Source organism: Aeromonas sp. 601027, assembly GCF_049174455.1.
GTDB lineage: Bacteria > Pseudomonadota > Gammaproteobacteria > Enterobacterales > Aeromonadaceae > Aeromonas > Aeromonas veronii_A.
The window spans coordinates 177,058-195,305 of sequence record NZ_JAAKTN010000006.1; the positions used below are offsets into that span (position 1 = coordinate 177,058).

General features: G+C 57.2%; 17 protein-coding genes. 7 read left to right on the forward strand and 10 right to left on the reverse strand.

Going from position 1 to position 18,248, the window contains the following annotated elements; genetic code table 11:
- Positions 1 to 27: 27 nt before the first annotated feature.
- Both G5193_RS10080 and queF read right to left on the reverse strand, forming a co-directional pair.
- Complete coding sequence (locus G5193_RS10080) at positions 28 to 2,310, reverse strand: hypothetical protein (RefSeq protein WP_216951893.1); 2,283 nt, start codon at positions 2,308 to 2,310, stop codon at positions 28 to 30.
- A gap of 177 nt (positions 2,311 to 2,487) precedes the next feature.
- The gene (queF, locus tag G5193_RS10085) at positions 2,488 to 3,336 is read right to left on the reverse strand and encodes an NADPH-dependent 7-cyano-7-deazaguanine reductase QueF (protein ID WP_421205921.1); all 849 of its coding nucleotides are present in this window, start codon (positions 3,334 to 3,336) and stop codon (positions 2,488 to 2,490) included.
- A gap of 204 nt (positions 3,337 to 3,540) precedes the next feature.
- Between queF and syd the strand changes: the two genes are divergently transcribed.
- Positions 3,541 to 4,089, forward strand: coding sequence for a SecY-interacting protein (gene syd, locus G5193_RS10090; protein WP_421205922.1), 549 nt, complete (start codon positions 3,541 to 3,543; stop codon positions 4,087 to 4,089).
- A gap of 92 nt (positions 4,090 to 4,181) precedes the next feature.
- Here syd and G5193_RS10095 read toward each other — a convergent pair whose 3' ends face one another.
- From G5193_RS10095 to G5193_RS10115, 5 genes are all read right to left on the reverse strand, one after another.
- The gene (locus G5193_RS10095; RefSeq protein WP_227341186.1) at positions 4,182 to 4,967 is read right to left on the reverse strand and encodes a Zn-ribbon-containing protein; all 786 of its coding nucleotides are present in this window, start codon (positions 4,965 to 4,967) and stop codon (positions 4,182 to 4,184) included.
- A 3-nt stretch (positions 4,968 to 4,970) separates the two neighbouring features.
- Positions 4,971 to 5,267: a hypothetical protein gene (locus G5193_RS10100; protein WP_227341185.1), complete on the reverse strand. Its 297-nt coding sequence runs from the start codon at positions 5,265 to 5,267 to the stop codon at positions 4,971 to 4,973.
- An 84-nt stretch (positions 5,268 to 5,351) separates the two neighbouring features.
- Entirely contained in the window at positions 5,352 to 5,588 is a 237-nt protein-coding gene (locus G5193_RS10105) for a DUF2789 family protein (RefSeq protein WP_421205923.1), read from the reverse strand.
- Between the two features lie 74 nt (positions 5,589 to 5,662).
- The gene (locus tag G5193_RS10110) at positions 5,663 to 5,962 is read right to left on the reverse strand and encodes a DUF3301 domain-containing protein (protein WP_139409987.1); all 300 of its coding nucleotides are present in this window, start codon (positions 5,960 to 5,962) and stop codon (positions 5,663 to 5,665) included.
- 112 nt (positions 5,963 to 6,074) lie between these two features.
- On the reverse strand, positions 6,075 to 7,115 hold the full coding sequence (locus tag G5193_RS10115) for a DUF3549 family protein (RefSeq protein WP_421205924.1): 1,041 nt from the start codon (positions 7,113 to 7,115) through the stop codon (positions 6,075 to 6,077).
- Positions 7,116 to 7,391: 276 nt separating this feature from the next.
- On the opposite strand from G5193_RS10115, the gene G5193_RS10120 reads away from it, so the two are divergent.
- The 6 genes from G5193_RS10120 (at position 7,392) to ptsG (ending at position 13,795) form a co-directional block, all read left to right on the forward strand.
- On the forward strand, positions 7,392 to 7,727 hold the full coding sequence (locus tag G5193_RS10120; RefSeq protein ID WP_005338596.1) for a YqcC family protein: 336 nt from the start codon (positions 7,392 to 7,394) through the stop codon (positions 7,725 to 7,727).
- A complete protein-coding gene (gene truC / locus G5193_RS10125; protein WP_041202291.1) occupies positions 7,724 to 8,497 on the forward strand; it encodes a tRNA pseudouridine(65) synthase TruC in 774 nt (257 codons plus the stop codon). Before G5193_RS10120 ends, truC begins: the two co-directional genes overlap by 4 nt.
- A 90-nt stretch (positions 8,498 to 8,587) precedes the next feature.
- Positions 8,588 to 9,028 carry a flavodoxin gene (locus G5193_RS10130; protein ID WP_216951888.1) on the forward strand — a complete coding sequence of 147 codons (441 nt, stop codon included), beginning with the start codon at positions 8,588 to 8,590 and terminating at the stop codon, positions 9,026 to 9,028.
- Positions 9,029 to 9,558: 530 nt separating this feature from the next.
- Positions 9,559 to 10,878 (forward strand): maltoporin, encoded by a 1,320-nt coding sequence (locus tag G5193_RS10135; RefSeq protein ID WP_302054505.1) that lies wholly within the window; start codon positions 9,559 to 9,561, stop codon positions 10,876 to 10,878.
- Between the two features lie 91 nt (positions 10,879 to 10,969).
- A complete protein-coding gene (locus G5193_RS10140; RefSeq protein WP_421205925.1) occupies positions 10,970 to 11,941 on the forward strand; it encodes a MalM family protein in 972 nt (323 codons plus the stop codon).
- Positions 11,942 to 12,364: 423 nt separating this feature from the next.
- Positions 12,365 to 13,795: a PTS glucose transporter subunit IIBC gene (ptsG, locus tag G5193_RS10145; RefSeq protein WP_005338586.1), complete on the forward strand. Its 1,431-nt coding sequence runs from the start codon at positions 12,365 to 12,367 to the stop codon at positions 13,793 to 13,795.
- A 269-nt stretch (positions 13,796 to 14,064) separates the two neighbouring features.
- Here ptsG and G5193_RS10150 read toward each other — a convergent pair whose 3' ends face one another.
- The 3 genes from G5193_RS10150 to glnD all read right to left on the reverse strand — a co-directional run bounded on the left by G5193_RS10150 (position 14,065) and on the right by glnD (position 18,225).
- On the reverse strand, positions 14,065 to 14,448 hold the full coding sequence (locus G5193_RS10150) for a DUF3461 family protein (RefSeq protein WP_005338583.1): 384 nt from the start codon (positions 14,446 to 14,448) through the stop codon (positions 14,065 to 14,067).
- 126 nt (positions 14,449 to 14,574) lie between these two features.
- Positions 14,575 to 15,402: a 2,3,4,5-tetrahydropyridine-2,6-dicarboxylate N-succinyltransferase gene (dapD, locus tag G5193_RS10155; protein ID WP_216951885.1), complete on the reverse strand. Its 828-nt coding sequence runs from the start codon at positions 15,400 to 15,402 to the stop codon at positions 14,575 to 14,577.
- A 174-nt stretch (positions 15,403 to 15,576) separates the two neighbouring features.
- Positions 15,577 to 18,225, reverse strand: coding sequence for a bifunctional uridylyltransferase/uridylyl-removing protein GlnD (gene glnD, locus G5193_RS10160; RefSeq protein WP_421205926.1), 2,649 nt, complete (start codon positions 18,223 to 18,225; stop codon positions 15,577 to 15,579).
- Between the last annotated feature and the right edge of the window lie 23 nt (positions 18,226 to 18,248).

The window sequence follows — 18,248 nt, forward strand, 5'->3', positions numbered from 1 at the left end:
GCCGAACCCGAGGTTGAGTGTCGTCTGTTATCTATTATTTGCCGGCTGGCCTTCAGCCGCTTGCATCCTTGCGAGGCTGGGCCAGTTAACCCATTGCTTTTCATGAGAAGAATTGACTTTTACCAGCCCCTTGTCAATTGCCATCAAGCCGCATTGCCACACATCCCCATTAAAAAATGCAGCCTGCTGGCAATCGATGGCGGCGAGCTCCAACCAGGCGTTTTGCCGGTATTTTTCACTGAGCTGAATGGCTCCCGAAAGGGCGAGATAGCAGAGGTCGAACAGGCCATTGTGATCGAGCGCGGTCGCCGCCTTGGGCAGGAAGGGGTGGCTGACAATCCCCAGGCTTATCTGGCGATCAAGCTCGTATTGGCAAGGGAAGGCGGCGATTGCGGTTAGCAGGTCTCCCGCAAGTTGATGCAGGTTGGTCACGTGGCGCTGTGGCACCACATACAGCATGTGCCCTTCCCGCAAGTCATAGATACGGCCATCTTGCGGGGTCAGGGTATCCATATAGATGCCGAACGCCTGCTCGATTTCACGGCTGACCTGATAGCCGTGGCGCTCGAGGGTGTTGACCATAAAGGGCACCCTGAACAACAGGTAGTGCAGCTTGTCATCGAATTCGCTGTGCTCTTCGCTCAGATACCAGCGCTCCGATTTCAGCTGGCGTTTTGCCATCTCTCGTGGCCAGCGATTCATCAGCCGCTGCCAGTTGGCAAGTCCGGAACGGGGTTCGATCAGCAGGGCCTCGCCAGTGCGTTTCAGTTGCAGACGGGCGGTACGCAATTTGAGCCAGAGGGTGAAGAAGAGGTAGATGAAGAGCGCCAGCAGCAGGCTGGTGGTAATGCTCGACCAGAGATAGCGCTCCTGCTGGTGCTGGCTGTTGTTAAGCTGCTGCTCCAGCTCCTTGATGTGTTGTACCCGTTCAACCTGGACATAGTTGTCGCGGATCGCAGCCTGCTCCTGATCAATTTCCTGCTGGCGAACCTCTTCTCCCAAACGATGGAAGCGCTTGTAGCTGTCGAGGGCCTGGTGCAGGTATCCCTTCTGCTCATACGCAAGTGACAACAGGCGGAATACTTCGTACTGGCGGCGAGTGTCGCCTACCTGATTGGCCAGTGCCCGGGCATTTTCCAGCTGCAGGATGGCGATGGCCGCCTCCTGCTTCTTCAGATAGAGCTCGCCGAGCAACAGCAGGGTATCGATCAGCGGCTCTTTGGCATCGCCCAACTCGTGGGACTGCCGGGCTGCATTGAGGTAGTTGCCGGCCAGCGAGAGGTTACCGCTTTGCAGATAGGTTTTGCCAATCTCGTACTTGAGCAGAGAGGCCTGCGGCCGACTGCTTCCCTCATCGAGCAAATCCAGCGCATTGAAGAAGTAGACCAGCGCCATATTGAGGTCGCCCTGATCACGGTTGAGTCGGGCCAGCACGATAAGTGAGTCGCATAGCAGTGACGGATTGCCGATGGAGTGAAAATAGTTGGCCGCTTCATTGGCATATTGCAGCGCTTTCTGGGGCTCCTGCTCTTGCTGATAGAGTTTGACTATCTGGTTGGAGAGCAAGCCGAGAAAGAGCGGGTCGTTGAGATTCTTGGCCTGCTGCTGGGCATCGATATATTCACCCAATGCCAGCTGGGGTTGTTGCAGCACACGATAAAGGTCGCCGCTGATGGCGCTGACCCAGGCGCTGGCAAGAGGATTGGCGGCTTTGGCAGCCCAGATCCTTGCATCCGCCAGATGGGTCTTGGCGTCTTCAAGATGCTGATTTTCAATCTCGTAGCTGGTGCGTTGCAGGCGGCTATAGATCTGTAACTGGCTCTGTTTGAGGTCGGGACGGGCCAGCTGTTCGTCCAATTGTTCCAGCAGGATACGGCTGTTGTTCTGGCCATCTTGCCTTAGCCCCTGGCTACGGATTTTGAGATAGAGGGCGTGGGCCTTGAGTTCGGGTTGGCGCTCTCTCTCCGCCAGCTCCATCGCCTTGTCGAGGGTTTGCTGGGTAGCTTGATATTGGCCAAGCTGGATTCGGCACTCCCCTTCAAGCAGGTGTGCTCCGATGGTTTGCGAAACGGTGCTGTAGCTGAGCAGAGGCTCGCGATAGCCGAACTCCTGACGATTACTGATGATTTGCTGGGGATTATTGGCCGCACGCGTCAGAAAGGCGGAGGTGATCTGAACACATCTGGCAGGGTCGGTCAGCACCAGTGATTGGGCCTGTTGCAGATCCAGGGATAGTTGCTCCTTGTCCAGATCCAGATTTGGAGCGGACAGAGAAGACATCATCATAGCCAGAAAAAACAGTTGATTCATTGGATTAAGGACGGCGCAGAGGTGTTGGCATGTTATCCAAGCCCACCCCTGCGAGTCCAGCGTTTACTGATGGTGTGCTCAGGCTCCTTTGTAGCCGGATGCATCAAGGCGCCAGCAGGGTTGAGATAGCAGGGCGCTGTGGTGTGATACCGGGAAGCCCTTTATCAACGTCTGCTCTTATTGACGGATCAGACGCAGGTTGGTTGGCACGGCTTCGAAATCGGAGCGGAACGGGTTGATGTCGAGGCCGCCGCGGCGGGTATAGCGTGCATAGACGGTCAACTGCTCAGGCTGGCAATAGTGCTTGAGGTCGATAAAGATCCGCTCGATGCACTGCTCGTGGAACTCGTTGTGTTGGCGGAACGAGATGAGGTAGCGCAGCAGCTTCTCCCGATCGAGTTTCGGCCCCTTGTAGCGGATTACCACGGAGCCCCAGTCGGGCTGGCTGGTGACCAGGCAGTTGGATTTGAGCAGGTGGCTGTGCAGAGTCTCCTCGACCTGCTCGCTGCCGACCGCCCCTTGCAGCAGGGACGCATCAAACTCGTAATTGTCTACCTCGATATCCTGCTCATCAATGCACTCGCCGGGCAGCAGGGCAATCTGGTGCGGCGCCTTGTCGAGGGGGAACAGGGTCACCTTGACGGTCTCACCGGCACAGGCACTCAGATCCTTGGTCAGCATGGCGGCGACTGCCTCGATAGAGTCGCAACGGGTCTGGTTGAAGGAGTTGAGGTAGAGCTTGAAGGATTTGGATTCGATCAGGTTCGCACTGGTGGCCGGAATGGCCACTTCACCCACCGCCACCATCGGCTTGCCCTTGGCATTGAGCCAGGAGAGCTCATAGAGGGTCCAGACATCGCAACCGCTAAAGGGCAGGTCATCGCCCAGCTGGAGATCATCCCGGTTCAGGCTACGTGGAACTGGCTGCAGCAGGGAGGGGGTGTACTGGCTGATGTAATCGGATTGCTGGCCTAGGCTCAGGCCGGTCAGGGCGCTGGCCCCGGCGTATCTATCTTGTTTGCTCACAGGGTTGCTCACGTAATGTGCTCATGATGAGTGGAATGAAACGGGCCATTGCAGGGCCGGATGGTTGCAGCCGTTTGGCTTGGGCGTCAGCCTCTCTGTATCCCAGGTTTTGTTTCCCGGGTCGCAAGGTCGGCTGGCAACCTTGTCTGTTACCGGGTTTGGTGGTGCAATAGCGGACTTTGCCAGCAATTGTGGGGATTTTCGATGTCGGATCAAGTTTTGTCTGCCCTGGAGCACTTTTTTGCCCGCTGGCAACGGGATGGCGAGGCCAGACGAGGCCTGCCCCTGTGCGAGTGGGAGGCGGACTGGCTTTCCCCCTGCCAGCTTGGTGAGCCCGCCGATGGTCGGGTGGCCTGGCGTCCTCACCATCGCTCCGAGCCCGCCGACTTTACAGCCATGGCCGATGCCCTCGAGCTGACGATTCATCCCAGCGCCATTGCCCTGTTCGGGCACTGCTTCAGCCGCCCCATCCCCTGCCTTTTCAAGGGGCTGCGCCTTGAATTGCTCCTGCCGTGGAACGACGTGGATCTCGACCTGCTCAAGGAGAACCTCATCGGCCACTTGCTGATGCTGCGCAAGCTAAAACGAACCCCCTCCATCTTTATTGCCACCACCCGCAACGAGATGACGCTCATCTCGCTGGATAACGAGAGTGGTCAGGTGTGGCTGGAGTGGCTCGATTCCGGCCGCCGTCTGACGCTGGCGCCCTCTTTGCCGGCGTTTCTGGAGCGGCTGGAGACGTTGCCGCAATAGCACCTGCTCGAGCCAAGGTTACCCATCGGAACGAAAAGAGCCTTGCCATGCGGCAAGGCTCTTTTTTATGGCATCGCGTACAGGGAACGCGCTTAATCCTTGAAATCCCAGGAGAGGTTGGAGACCAGACGGCAGCTGTCGCACTTGAAGTCGAAGATCTCGTGCAGCGGCTCTGTCAGCGCCCACTCACCGCCACAGCTGGGGCAGGGGCGCGCCTTCTCCTCGGCGGCGCTCAGCCCGCCCACCCGATAGAGGTAGTAGTAGGTGGGGATGCCGCTCAGCACTTCCAGCCGTTTGGCCAGATCGCTGCCGCGCCGGTAGAGGCGGCTGCCCACTTCGCCGATTTCGTGCAGCGCCGCATGTTCGGCGATGGAGCCGTTCATCTGCAACTGATCGCACGCCTCCCAATCCTCCTGCCACTTGATGATCTGTTTCTGATCGCCGTTGGCGACTGCGGGCAGTTGGTAGAGCGGAATGGGGGCGAAGTGGTCGCCACAGCGCAGCGGCGAGCAGGTATGCAGGAAGCTGGTATAGAGCATCATCCAGCTCGGCCGCTCGCCCTGCTGGCCGCAAGGATCTGTGCTGTCGGAGAGCAGATCCGCCCCCTGCAGCTGGAGTTTGGGCGCTAGCAACCCCGCCTGATTGAGCTGCTGTTCGGCCAGTTTGACCTGCTCGCTCTGGTTGTCGGGGTGCAGGCTATCCTGCTCCGGGCAGACCACCCGACTGACGAAATAGCCTTCATGCATGCTGGTGGGGAACTCCCGCCCGAGGATCTGGCCCTGATAACGCAGCATGTCGAGGTAGTTGACGATAGCACGCTCGGCGTCGCCAAGGGAGGTATCGCGGTAACACTCAAAGCAGAGTTCGACGATATACATGGTTCAGCCTTGCCCCTGCTGAAGGAGCAGGTCGGTCAGGCGATCCACCTTCTGTTCGATGCGTGCGAGCTGTTCGGCGAGTTGCTGCAGGGTGAGCGCCGGCGCTGGCTGGGGGGCTGCCTCTTGCAGGATCTCGCTCTCGGCGGTCGCGACGGGCTGCTGCTTCCACTGGCTCAGCACTTTCAGCAGCTCGGCCATCGGCACAGGCTGGGTGAGGCGGGCCTTGATCATGGCGGTGGTGGGTGTCAGGCCCTTGGTGGCCAGCTCGTTGGCAATTCGGATGATCTCGTGGGCGGACATAAGCATGCTCTGGGTGAGAAGGGGGGATCGATATCGGTGCGGGATCTTAACCAAAGCCAGCAGGGGAGGAAAGGGGCGGGCGGCTTAGCGGGGCTGGCGCAGCATCATATCGAGCTGGTCGATCGCCTCGCACCAGTCGGAGTCGTTCCACAGGGCATCGCGCAGGAAGCTGGCCTGGGCGGCGTTCCAGAAACCGGCCTCCGGCAACAGGGTTTCATTGTCGAGGTGATGGTCGTGCACAAAGCGGTGCAGGCTCAGCTCGTCGTTGGCCATCCCGAGCTGGGCAAACAGGGCTGGCAGATCGTGGACAAGGGGTTCCATCTCGTCTCTCCCTTTGTTTAATCCCTGAGATTATAGACAGGCACAGCCATCGGGCGCAGAGACGAGATTGGGGATCAGGCAGAGGGGATGCGATGGGGTGGCAGATCAACGCCTACGATGTGCAGCCCCTGCATCTTGAGGGTGCCCTGATAGTGGCTCTCGCCATCGCTGGAAAATTCAAACTGATAGTGGGTCAGCAGCCGCAGGGGATTATGTGCCAGCTCCCGCCGATGGCGAGCCAGTGACAGCAGTTGCAGGTCATGGTGCTGGCAGTAGCGGCGCATGTATTGCCAGGCCACTTCTGCCTGTTGGCGTTGCAGCCAGAACAGGCCGGCAATCGCAATCAGCAACAAAATTCCGAGCATCTCTCCCATAGGCGGGCTTCCTTATCGTGATGTCGATAACCGGGAGTCCTGCTCGGCACTCCCGATCTCCTTTTCTATATTCCCGCCGTGTTGCCTCGTGGCGTGAGGGGGGGGCGAGGGATCAGGCCGAGGCAAACAGACGGCCGATGGCCTTGCCCAGCGCATCGCTGCGGTTGGGGTCACGCAGTCTGGCCAGCATATCATTGCGCAGGGCCGGTAAAGTGACCAACTCGGCAAAAACCTGATTGAAGAACTGGGTCGGTTGCAGTGCCAGCTGTTCCAGATAGTGGCTGAGCAGATTGGCATCTTTCAGGTCGGGCCAGAGCCGGCCGGCGATGGCGAGCAGCAGCGCAGGGCTCGGCTGGGTTTGCAGCAGGGTCAGCAGCTTGTTGGTGCGCAAAGTGCTGCCGGGGCAGGAGGACATGGCGCGGCAGAGGTAGGCCAGGGTCTCAGGGTTGGGGGCGGCGCACTCCTGCTCCTTGCCGATCCGCTCGAGCAGGGCCCCTTGTACTGCAGGCGGCAGCGGGGCGTTTTCAAGGCTCTGGCAGAGGGCATAGAGCGGTTCCTGCGGCAGTTTGGGCAGCGCCTTGCAGATCAGCGCCAGATTGCGCTCATCATGCAGCCGCTCGGCTAGATCGGCAAAGCCCTGCAGCCCCAGAGTCTGCCAACCGGTGTCGTTGGGGGCGGCCAGATAGTGGCAGAGGGCATCGTAATAGGCAGAAGGGGCCTGTTCCAGCTGGCGCGCCAGTTTGGCGTGCAGACTGGCCATCTTGGCCTCCGCCGGGCGGAAGGTGTAGGGATTGTCGGCCAAGCGCTGGGCTTTTTCCTCGTCCAGATCGCCGGTGAGCTTGTAGCCCAGGGTCTCCACCACCTGATCCATGAACAGCTTGGGGCCGTTTGACATCAGCAGGCCGCGCTCATCGAGGGCAAACTTGAGGAACCAGAGGTAGTGGCGAGACTCGCTTGGCTGGAAGAAGTGTACACCGAGCCAGGCGTGCTGTTGCAGCGGCCAGGGATAGGGCTCCTGCTGCTGTTCGATGCGCACAAAGGTGTCGCTTGCCAGTGGCCGCACCTGGCGGCCCATGTCAAACAGCTGGAACTGGGTGCCAGCCTGAGTCAGAAATTCGGTCAAGGTATTGATGGCAGTAGGCGTCACAGACATGGTGAGATCCGGCTAATGGTGATGCGGGCCGATTATAAGGCCCTTGCCGAGGATAGCCAGTGGCAGCAGACGTGCGCTGCGGCAGATATCAACATGGCAGCCATGCGGGGGGAGGTGTATAGTATCGCCCTTTTTTAAAGTCGGCAGGCCGCGCTGGCTGCCGTGTATGTCGACGAGCAGGCTTAATCGCCGGTGCTGCGCGACCGAATGTATCGGCATCCTGGCTGACCCTGTCGGGTCAGCGGATCAATCTGTGGTTATGAGGAAGAGAGCGAGATGAATCAATATTTGCTGGTAGCTGGCCTGTTGGGGGAACTCACCGCCGAGTTGCAGCGCCTTGAGCGCTGGCAAGCTGACCATCCCGGTGACGAAGCCCTGGCAAGCACCCTGCCTTTTTGTGTCGATACCCTGAGCTTTGATCAGTGGCTGCAGTTCGTGCTGATCCCGCGCATGGAGCAGCTGGTGATGTTGCAGGCGCCGCTGCCCACCAGCGTCTCCCTTTATCCCATGGCCAGCGAAGTCTACAAAGAAGATCTGGCCGAAGCTGAAGCGCTGCTGCGCCTGATCGCCCGCTTCGATCTGCTGCTCTCCGGCAAAGTGATAGAACAATGATGCCAGATCAAACCCGAGAAGAGAGTGACCTGAAGCTGACCCTGCTCTATCAGGATGAGTGGCTGGTGGCGGTCAACAAGCCGTCCGGTCTGCTGGTGCATCGCAGCTGGCTCGACAAGGGCGAGACCCGTTTTGCCATGCAGATGACCCGGGATCTCATCGGCGGTCGCCATGTCTATCCGGTGCATCGCCTCGACCGTCCCACCTCAGGCGTGCTGCTGTTTGCGCTCGATCCGGTGATTGCCCGCGCACTCACTGAAGCCTTTACCCAACGTCAGGTACACAAGGAGTATCTGGCATTGGTGCGTGGCTGGGCGCCCGAGCAGGGGGTGATCGACTATCCCCTCAAGGAGCAGTTGGACAAGATTGCCGATGCCATGAGCAACCCGGATCGCCCGGCGCAGGATGCCGTCACCACCTTCCGTCGCCTGCATCAGGTCGAGCTGCCCCACGCGGTCTCCAAGAAGCACCCTACCAGTCGCTACAGTCTGGTCAGATTGTTCCCGAAGACCGGTCGCAAGCATCAGTTGCGCCGCCATATGGATCACCTGTTCCACCCCATCGTCGGGGATACCACCCACGGGGATGGTCGTCACAACCGTTTCTTTCGCGAGCACTTCGGTTGCGAGCGGCTGCTGCTGGTGGCCCGCACCCTGAGCTTTACCCATCCGGTGCTCAAGGTGCCGATGCGGATCCAGGCGCCACTCGGTCAGGATGTGCTGCGCCTGTTTGCCGAGCTGGGCTGGCCCGCCAGCGAGAGCGACTACTAAGCGCCTGATGCTCAGCCTTGAATCGGTGGCATCTGACGCCAGCTTGCTGATAGAGTTGCTCAAAAGAGTGACTCAAGCAGGGAGAGGAGAATGGCGCAGATCGATATCGTGGTAGGAACTGTCTACGGCGCAGCCATGCTGGTGGCCGAGACCTTGGCAGATGAGCTGGAACGCAAGGGGCATCACTGTACCCTGCACGAAGAAGCACGGCTGGCGGACATAGACCCCGGCCGTTTTTTATTGCTGGTCAGTGCCACCACCGGGCAGGGGGACATTCCACCCAATCTGCAGCCTTTTGCCAGCGAGCTGGCCGACAAGGCACCTTGGCTTAAGGGATTGCGTTATGCCCTGATTGCCATGGGGGACAGCAGCTATGACCATTTTTGTGGCGCGGGCCGTCGGCTGGACGGATTGCTGCAAGAGTTGGGGGCCACGCGAGTGATTTCCCCGCTGGAGCTGGATGCCACCGTGCACGATGAACCCGAACAGGTGGCACTCAGCTGGCTGAAAAAGTGGGATATTCAGCCCTGAATATTCTCTTGAATAGAGCCATATCAATCCCCTGAGCCTTAAGTAGCAGGGGATTGTTATTTGCACAAAAACCATCTCACTCTGCAACGCATATTTCCCCTGATGGCGGAGGGGTATTTTCCCCTTTTAGCATTCCATTGCCGTAATGGTTTCACGCGCACCGCAGACCCGTCATCCAAATAAAAGTTCCATCTTGAAAGCGATCTCAGTCATGTTTTTGTCATTCGAACGTAAAATAATGACTTTAGTTCTATCGCGAATTAATTAATGATAACGCTTTCAGAGTTGTTGTTGTTGTGTGTTTTTCTTGTTTTCCGGATTTTAATTGCGCGGTTGATGGCTTTTTTACTTGTTGTTGTTGTGGAGATCGTTTGCCGAGCGATTTGTCGCCATTTTGTGAGTCGCTTCATATTTGTCGTGAAATACGCTCCCTATAATCAACCTCGGTTATCACCAACAGGATTACATGGTGATAAGAAGTTGAATATTCAGGATCACACTCCTCACTGCGGGAAATAAGGAATATGACAATGAAAATGAAGTGGCTCCCGATTGCAGCAGCTGTTACTGCCGCCCTGGCTTCCCAAGCCGCCTTTGCCGTAGATTTCCACGGTTATTTCCGTTCCGGCGTCGGTGTTTCCGGCGACGGCGACATGGTTAAATACAACGTCAATAAAGTTGGCCGTCTTGGTAACGAAAATGATACCTACGGTGAAGTGCAACTGGGTCAGGAAGTATTCAACAAAGATGGCAAGACTTTCTATGTTGATTCCATGTTTGCCATGGCTTCCAACGGTTCAAACGACTGGGAAGGTACCGGTACTGTTTGTAACTTCGATGCCAAGCAGTGCAATGGTGATTCCGACTTCGCTCTGCGTCAGTTCAACGTACAAGCCAAAGGCTTGCTGAACTTTGCTCCTGAAGCAACCCTGTGGGCTGGTAAGCGTTACTATCAACGCCATGACATCCACATCTCCGACTTCTACTACTGGAACATCTCCGGTGCCGGTGCTGGTATCGAAGGCATCCAGGCTGGTCCGGGTAAAGTATCTTTCGCATGGGTACGCAACGATCGCAGCGCTGCCGATGTGTTTGGCCAGTACACCCAAACCGGAGTGGATGGCAACGGTAACCCGACCTATCAGAAGAATGAAGATCTGAACGTTAACACCTTGGATCTGCGTTATGCCGGCATCCCGCTGTGGACCGATGCGTCCTTGGAACTGGGCGTTGACTATGCTCTGGTCAATGAGACCAACGATCAGAAAGCACTGAAAAAGAATCCGCAAGATGGCGTGATGCTGACTGCTGAACTGACCGCTGGCATCCTCGGTGGTTTCAACAAAACCGTGCTGCAATACGGTACCGAAGGTTACTCCAAGACCATGGCTTTCTATGGCGATGGTTCCTGGTACGGCGCTGAAGCCAAAGACGGTGCTGACGGTTTCCGTATCATCAACTGGGGCGTTGTTCCGATGGGCAACTCCTGGGAGATGGGTCACCAGCTGGTTTACGGTGTAGGCAACGAAATGTGGGACGGCAACGACAAGTGGGAAACCATGTCTGTTGTTGTTCGCCCGATGTACAAGTGGGATGACTTCAACAAGACCATCTTTGAAGGCGGTTACTTCAAGGACAACAACAAGTCCACCAATGGCAGCGAAGACAAAGATGCCGGCTACAAGCTGACCCTGGCTCAAGCCTGGTCTGCTGGTTCCAGCTTCTGGGCCCGTCCGGAAATCCGTGTGTTCGCCTCCTACCTGGCTAACGACGAAGACAAGAAAGTCTTCGAAGGCAATACCTCCAAAGACACCTACCAGTTTGGTGTTCAAGCAGAAGCTTGGTGGTAAGCAAAAGTTTAAGTTAAGTTAGTGACTGCCCCCTTATGGGGGCAGTTTTGTTTCGCCGGATCACGGCCACCGGATTATGGAGATAAGAAAAATGAAACGGGTAAAGATGTCTATTGCAGCCGTAATCACTGCGCTATTAACCGGTTGTGCCGGAAACATGGTTGTTCCTCTGCAAGAACATGGCTCGATCTTGAGCGATGCAGATCAAGCCAAGCAAGCGTTGGCCAAAGCCTCAAGCTGCTGTGTGGCGTTTAAAGATTTCAGTTATGCCCCCTTGCCTGAAGGTGAGACCTTGCTGGCCATTGATGGCAAGCAACCCACTTTTCAGTTTGATGAGGGGATGAGTTACTTTGCTGCTTATCGCTTGCCGACCAACACCGGCAATCTGGCGATCAGCCTGGCATCACAGGTGAGTAAAACCGTGATGGTGCCCAAGGTCATTATGCTGGATGCCGAGTTCAAGGTGACTCGGGTCCTGGGTGAGTCAGTATTCAGCTATCAGCCTGCTCACTTGCTCGATAACGACCGTATTGAAGGGCGTGTTTTTGTTGATCGCAGCATGCCTGGCAACCCGGCCAGCGAAACATACATGATCGTTTATGCGCCCGCGGATAAGCTCTCAGGCAGCACAACAATCCTGCATCCATCAAAAGCGTTTGCTCGTGCTAATGGTACCGTTGAGCCTGATATCAAGGATCCGGTGATCCCGCACTCCCCTTGGGGTTTGGTGCAGATCAAAGTCAAAGATATGGCCCGTGGAAGTGGTCTTGAAGCGGTATTCAAACCCGAATATGCCGATAAGGTGGCCATGAGCCAGGGTCAGCAGGTTGCCGCGATAGCGACGACTGCAGCCGTTACCACAACTACAACAGCTGCGGTCGCAGCCAAACCTGCTCCTGCCATGCTGAGTGAAACAGAAGCCTTCTACCAGAGCCAGATCGAAAAAGCGGTCAAGGCGGGGGATATCGACAAGGCGATGAAGCTGGTGAACGAGGCTGAACGGGCTGGTTCAACCAAGGCAAAAAGCGTGTTTATTGATGCGGTCAAGCGCTCGCAAAAATAGAGTAATACGACCGTTTGCTGGTCAGATATATTTGTTGAGGCCTCCCTTGTTGGAGGCCTTTTTAATCGGTAGACTGTAATAAATAAAAGTCACGCCGTTACACTTGGTTACAATAGGTTGCCGTTTGATGTAAATGGTATTATTAAAATACAAAGTGAAACTGCTATTTATATGTCTTTGTAATAGAGTGAAAATGCGGATTATTAACTTATATTAGATGCGTTTTTTAGCCGCTAAACAAGTTGTGATCTTCCCTCCAAATTCAATATTCCCCCGCCTTCGAAAGCAGCAATTTATGACCCGCTGGGTTATATTCTGATGGTCAAAATAAACAAGCCCGACTCGAAGATATCTGAATGAATCAGTGCTTATTTCATCCAGATAGATCGTTCAGGGACGACAATCCATTCAGGAGCGCACACAATGTTCAAAAATGCTTTCTCTAATCTGCAAAAGGTTGGTAAGGCGCTGATGCTGCCAGTATCAGTCTTGCCAGTCGCAGGTATTCTGCTGGGGGTGGGTGCTGCCCACTTCAGCTGGATGCCGGAAATTGTCTCCCAATTAATGGAGCAAGCCGGTGGTTCCGTATTTGGCCAGATGGCCCTGCTGTTCGCAGTGGGTGTTGCTCTGGGCTTTACCAATAACGACGGTGTATCCGGTCTGTCAGCCATCGTTGGCTACGGCATCATGGTCGCAACCCTGAAGGTCATGGCACCTGTGATGGGTGTTGAAACCATCGAAACCGGCGTGCTTGGTGGTATCCTGGCCGGTGGTATCGCTGCCTGGGCGTTCAACCGTTTCTACAAGATCCAGCTGCCAGAGTACCTGGGCTTCTTCGCGGGCAAACGTGCCGTACCCATCATCACCGGTTTCCTCTCCATCGGTCTGGGTGTGATCCTGTCCGTGATTTGGCCGCCAGTGGGTGGTGCCATCGGTGCCTTCTCTGACTGGGCTGCCAACCAGAACCCGGTACTGGCCTTCGGTATCTACGGCGTGGTTGAGCGCTCCCTGATCCCGTTCGGTCTGCACCACATCTGGAACGTACCGTTCTTCTATCAGGCTGGTACCTGCGTCAACGGTGCCGGTGAAACTGTTCACGGTATCATGACCTGCTTCCTGACTGCTGATGACGCTTCCCGCGCTGCCGGTAACGGTTTTGGTCAGCTGGCTGGTGGCTACCTGTTCAAAATGTTCGGTCTGCCTGCTGCTGCGTTCGCCATTGCTCACGCTGCCAAGCCGGAAAACCGCGCCAAGATCGTTGGTATCATGGCCTCTGCAGCCCTGACCTCTTTCCTGACCGGTATCACCGAGCCGATTGAATTCTCCTTCCTGTTCATCGCTCCGGTTCTGTACGCAATCCACGCTGTACTGGCTGGTCTGGCTTATGTGCTGACCAACTCTCTGGGTATCGTACACGGTCACACCTTCTCCAACGGCTTCATCGACTTCGTGGTGCAATCACCGCGTGCCGACAACATGCTGCTGCTGGTTGGTCTGGGTCTGGTTTACGCGGCTATCTACTACGTCGTATTCAGCTTCGTTATCCGTGCCATGAACCTGAAAACCCCGGGTCGTGAAGACGAGACTGCTGAAGAGGCCGTTGGCCAAGGCAAAGACGAGATGTCTGCTGCTCTGGTTGCCGCCTTCGGTGGTAAAGAGAACATCGCTTCTCTGGATGCCTGCATCACCCGTCTGCGTGTTGGTGTGAAAGATGTTGCCAAGGTTGACCAGGCTGGTCTGAAGAAACTGGGTGCTGCCGGTGTGGTAGTGGCTGGTTCCGGCGTTCAAGCCATCTTCGGTACCAAGTCCGACAACCTGAAAACCGACATGGACATCTGGATGAAGAGCAACTAATCCTGTTGCCTGAATATCAGCGTGTTTGAAGAGGGAGGCGAAAGCCTCCCTCTTGCTATTTCTGGTTATGGATCGTGCGAGTCACAGCAGGTCGAACTCGGCAGGAGTCTCGTTACCCAAGATGCGATGTGTAACGGGATGCCCTATGTCGGCACAACCGCTGGTGTGCCTCGCTCGACTTATCGCATGTCATCACCTGATAAACCTATATAAAGTCAGCCAATAAAAAGAGCGCCACATTGGGCGCTCTTTAAGCAAGAGGGGGAGGGTTAGAGTTTCTCCAGATCCCGTTCGATTTCGCTGATCTTGTTTTGTACCACTTTTTCCAGATGGCGCAGGTCGCGCAGGATCTTTTGCTTGATGTCCGGGTCGGCCTGCTGATGGACGCCCTGGGTCAGGTTGTCCAGCTCATCCACCACATATTTGAGGTTGGCGTTGATCTCGGTGACATCCTTGTACTCATGGGTACCGGAATCGACCAGCATGGTCTTGCGCTGGCGTGGATACTTGAATTTGACACTCTTGGCGAAGAACTCGCCTTTCTGCTTCTTGAAGTAGATCTTGAGGATGTCGTGGTTGGCCTCCTGGCGCAGGGTATAGCTGTCGACGGAGGCGGGATCCTGGATCCCCAGGCTCTTCAGATTCTCGTACATCAGGCTTCCTCGGTTTGAAACGATCCTGTCCCATCCATCTTAACCGATGCCTCATGGCTTGCCTGTGACAGGGGCGCCAAAATGAAAAGGGCGCCATCAGGCGCCCTTTCATCACAGCAATGCTGATTACTCGTCGATGGAGCGCAGCAGGGCGTTGATGCCGACTTTGGCACGGGTTTTTGCATCGACCTTTTTGACGATCACCGCCGCGTAGAGGCTGTATTTACCGCACTTGGAGGGCAGGGAGCCGGAGACGACCACGGAGCCAGCCGGTACGCGGCCGTAGTGGATCTCGCCGGTTTCACGGTCATAGATGCGGGTGGACTGGCCGATGAAGACGCCCATGGAGATGACGGAACCTTCCTCGACGATCACCCCTTCAACCACTTCGGAGCGGGCACCGATAAAGCAGTTGTCTTCGATGATGGTCGGGTTGGCCTGCAGCGGCTCCAGTACGCCGCCGATGCCGACGCCGCCGGAGAGGTGGACGTTCTTACCGATCTGGGCGCAAGAGCCGACAGTGGCCCAGGTATCGACCATGGTACCTTCGTCAACGAAGGCGCCGATGTTGACGTAGGAGGGCATCAGCACGGTATTGGGGGCGATAAAGGAGCCTTTGCGAGCTGTTGCCGGCGGCACCACGCGCACACCCGCTTCCTTGAACTGCTCGGCGGTATAGTTGGAGAACTTGAGGGGAACCTTGTCGTAGTACTGGGCATCGTCGCCCTTGATGATGCCGTTGTCGTTGATGCGGAAGTAGAGCAGTACCGCTTTCTTCAACCACTGATGGACAACCCACTCACCGGCGATCTTCTCGGCAACCCGTGCTTTGCCGGAGTCCAGCAGGTCGATGGCTTGCAGGATGGCGGACTTGGTGGCGCTATCCACGGAGCCCGGAGTAATGATGTCGCGGCGCTCGAAGGCCGCTTCAATGATCTGTTGCAACTCGGTCATGACAGGTTTCCTTTAAAAAATTCTGTTTGTTGTATCACACTTTTCCGACTGTTTTTAAGGGGTTGACCGGAATTCTTCCGGCCAGCGGCCATTTCTTCATCCTGTGTGCGCCAACCAGTTGTTTGGTATGGCAAAAAACGCCCGACAATCAGCCTCTTTCGAATCACTCTTCGCTTAATCCAGTACCGACTGCTGGGGATTGAGCTGGTGTACCAGTCGCTCTTCCAGCTGTTTTTGCTGCTCGGCGGTCAATGGCTCGCCATCGAGGCTGGTCAGGCTGAAAAAGTCCTCGACCCTCTCACCGAAAGTGGCGATTTTGGCGGCGTGTAGCGACAGTCCGCACTGCTGGAAAACCGCACCGATCCGCGCCAGCAAGCCGGGGGTATCGAGGGCAGTCAGCTCCATCAGGGTGTGACGGCTCTCCCCTTTAGTGGGCGAAGAGCGGGGCAGGAAGACTACCCGGGTCGGTACGCTGAACTGGCGGTGGCGCCGCGACAACGGCTTATTGCGCAGCACCAGCTTGCCCGGCTCCTGCAACGCCTTCTCCAGCGCTTTCTTGATGGTGGCGGTGCGATTGGGGCTGATGGGCTCGCCGCTCGGCTCCAGCACCACGAAGGTATCGAGCACATAGTTACTGCGCGAGTTCATGATCTGGGCGTCGTGGATGTTGAGGTTCTTCTGATCCAACGCCGAGGCCACGGTGGCAAACAGATTCGGGGTATCGCGGCAGTAGATAAATACCTCGCTGCCGCCGCGGGTCGGGTGTTTGCCGATGATCACCAGCGGAGCCGGATTGTCGCCATGCTCGATGATGTGGCGGCAGTGCCAGGCGATCTGTTCCGGGCTGTGACGCAGGAAGTAATCGGCCTTGAAGTCGCCCCAGAGCTGGTTGATCGCCTCTTCCGATACATCCCGTTGCGCAAGCAGTTGCTTGGCCTGACGCTGGTTTTCGCGAATGCGCAGCCGCATGTCGGGCGGGTTCTCCAGCCCCTGGCGCAGCGCCTTCTGGGTGGCGAAGTAGAGCTCCCGCAGCAGGGTGCCCTTCCAGTCGTTCCACAGGGTATCGTTGGTGGCGCAGATATCGGCCACGGTGAGGCAGTAGAGCAGGTCTAGATGCTGCTCGTCACGCACCTTCTGGGCAAAGTCGGTGACCACGTCGGGATCGTAGATATCGCGGCGCTGGGCGGTAACCGACATCAGCAGGTGATGGCGCACCAGCCAGGCGACCAGTCGGCTCTCGTAGCGATCCAGACCGTGCAGCTGGCAGAACTCCAACGCATCGACGGCGCCGAGCTCCGAGTGATCGCCACGCCGCCCCTTGGCGATATCGTGGAACAGGGCGGCGATGCTGAGCAGCTCCGGTTTGCGCAGTCGGGTGAACACTTCATGGCAGAGCGGATGGGTTTGGCGACTGGCCGGATTGGGAAACTGATGAATGTTCTTGAGCAGCCGGTGGGTGTGCTCATCCACAGTGTAGGCGTGGAACATGTCGAACTGCATCTGGCCGACGATGAGGTTCCATTGCGGCAGATAGGCGGCGAGGATGCCGTACTTGTGCATCAGGGTGAGCGGCAGGCCGATGCCGTTGGGGTGGCGCAGCAGCGCCATAAAGAGGCGACGGCAGTCGGGCAAGTCTTGCAACCAGCAGTTGAGTTTGCGGCGCGCCTCGCGCAGCTGGCGCAAGGTGGCGGAGTGGATGCCCGCAATCTCGGGATGATGGGCCATCTGATAGAAGAGGCGCAGGATAGCGGCCGGTTCACGGCTAAACAGCTCCGCATCCACCGCATCGATGAGGCGGCCACGGATCTGGAATTCGTCGGAGAGGCGGCGCACATCCATGGCGGTGTTGCCGAGGATCGCCTCGTCAAACAGCTGCAGCAGCATCTCGTTGAGCTCGGAGACCCGCCGTACCGTCTGATAGAAGCGTTTCATCATCTGCTCGACCGGAGTGTTGCCTTCCCCCTCGAACCCCAACATCTGGGCCACGGTGCGCTGGCGATCGAACAGCAGGCGGTTATCTCCCTTGTTGATGGCCATGTGCAGGGCAAAGCGCACCTTCCAGAGAAAATTCTGGCAGTCGAGCAGTTCGCGGTACTCGGCGCGATTGAGAAAGCCGTGGCTGGTCATCTCGAACAAGGTAGTGGCGCCAAAGTGGCGGCGGGCGACCCAGGCGAGGGTTTGAATGTCGCGCAGGCCGCCCGGATTGCTCTTGAGATCGGGCTCCAGCTTGTAGGCGGTGCCGAGAAACTGTTGATGACGCTCCGCCTGCTCCTGGCGCTTGGCGCGAAAGAAGGCTTCGCTCGGCCAGAAGTGTTGGGGGCCGGTCGCCTCCTTGAGTTGCCGGAAACCCTCCTTGCGGCCCGTGATGTAGCGCGCCTCTATGAGGTTGGTGGCGACCGTGATGTCGGCCTTGCCCTGCTCGATGCACTCCGCCACGTTGCGTACCGCCTGACCCACCTCGAGCTTGAGATCCCACAGCAGGGTGATGAACTCGCCGATGCGCAGCCCCAGCACTTCGTCCAGCTCGTCGCCGTCATAGAGGATCAGCAGGTCGATGTCGGAGTGGGGGTGCAGCTCGCCTCGGCCATAACCACCCACCGCGATGAGGGTGAGGTCGCTCTTGTCGAAGCCAAACTTCTGCCAGAGGCGGCAGAGCAGTTGATCCATATATTCGGAGCGGGTGGCAACCAGCTCGATAATGTTGTCACCGGCATCGAAGCGGGCGTGCAGCCAGCCGAGAAAGCGGCTCAGGTACTCTTTGCAGTTGTCGCGGGTGAGCTGGTCGTCGGGTAACAGATGGGGGGAAAGCAGGCTGGCGTCCATGGCATCTCACACACAAGTGGCAG

Excerpts from the sequence above, each read along its gene's own strand:
- dapD (WP_216951885.1), bottom strand. The coding sequence starts at position 15,402 with ATGACCGAGTTGCAACAGATCATTGAAGCGGCCTTCGAGCGCCGCGAC.
- syd (WP_421205922.1), top strand. The coding sequence starts at position 3,541 with ATGTCGGATCAAGTTTTGTCTGCCCTGGAGCACTTTTTTGCCCGCTGG.
- G5193_RS10120 (WP_005338596.1), top strand. The coding sequence starts at position 7,392 with ATGAATCAATATTTGCTGGTAGCTGGCCTGTTGGGGGAACTCACCGCC.
- G5193_RS10095 (WP_227341186.1), bottom strand. The coding sequence starts at position 4,967 with ATGTATATCGTCGAACTCTGCTTTGAGTGTTACCGCGATACCTCCCTT.
- G5193_RS10115 (WP_421205924.1), bottom strand. The coding sequence starts at position 7,115 with ATGTCTGTGACGCCTACTGCCATCAATACCTTGACCGAATTTCTGACT.
- G5193_RS10105 (WP_421205923.1), bottom strand. The coding sequence starts at position 5,588 with ATGGAACCCCTTGTCCACGATCTGCCAGCCCTGTTTGCCCAGCTCGGG.
- truC (WP_041202291.1), top strand. The coding sequence starts at position 7,724 with ATGATGCCAGATCAAACCCGAGAAGAGAGTGACCTGAAGCTGACCCTG.
- G5193_RS10150 (WP_005338583.1), bottom strand. The coding sequence starts at position 14,448 with ATGTACGAGAATCTGAAGAGCCTGGGGATCCAGGATCCCGCCTCCGTC.
- G5193_RS10100 (WP_227341185.1), bottom strand. The coding sequence starts at position 5,267 with ATGTCCGCCCACGAGATCATCCGAATTGCCAACGAGCTGGCCACCAAG.
- G5193_RS10135 (WP_302054505.1), top strand. The coding sequence starts at position 9,559 with ATGAAAATGAAGTGGCTCCCGATTGCAGCAGCTGTTACTGCCGCCCTG.
- G5193_RS10080 (WP_216951893.1), bottom strand. The coding sequence starts at position 2,310 with ATGAATCAACTGTTTTTTCTGGCTATGATGATGTCTTCTCTGTCCGCT.
- G5193_RS10110 (WP_139409987.1), bottom strand. The coding sequence starts at position 5,962 with ATGGGAGAGATGCTCGGAATTTTGTTGCTGATTGCGATTGCCGGCCTG.
- G5193_RS10130 (WP_216951888.1), top strand. The coding sequence starts at position 8,588 with ATGGCGCAGATCGATATCGTGGTAGGAACTGTCTACGGCGCAGCCATG.
- G5193_RS10140 (WP_421205925.1), top strand. The coding sequence starts at position 10,970 with ATGAAACGGGTAAAGATGTCTATTGCAGCCGTAATCACTGCGCTATTA.
- ptsG (WP_005338586.1), top strand. The coding sequence starts at position 12,365 with ATGTTCAAAAATGCTTTCTCTAATCTGCAAAAGGTTGGTAAGGCGCTG.
- glnD (WP_421205926.1), bottom strand. The coding sequence starts at position 18,225 with ATGGACGCCAGCCTGCTTTCCCCCCATCTGTTACCCGACGACCAGCTC.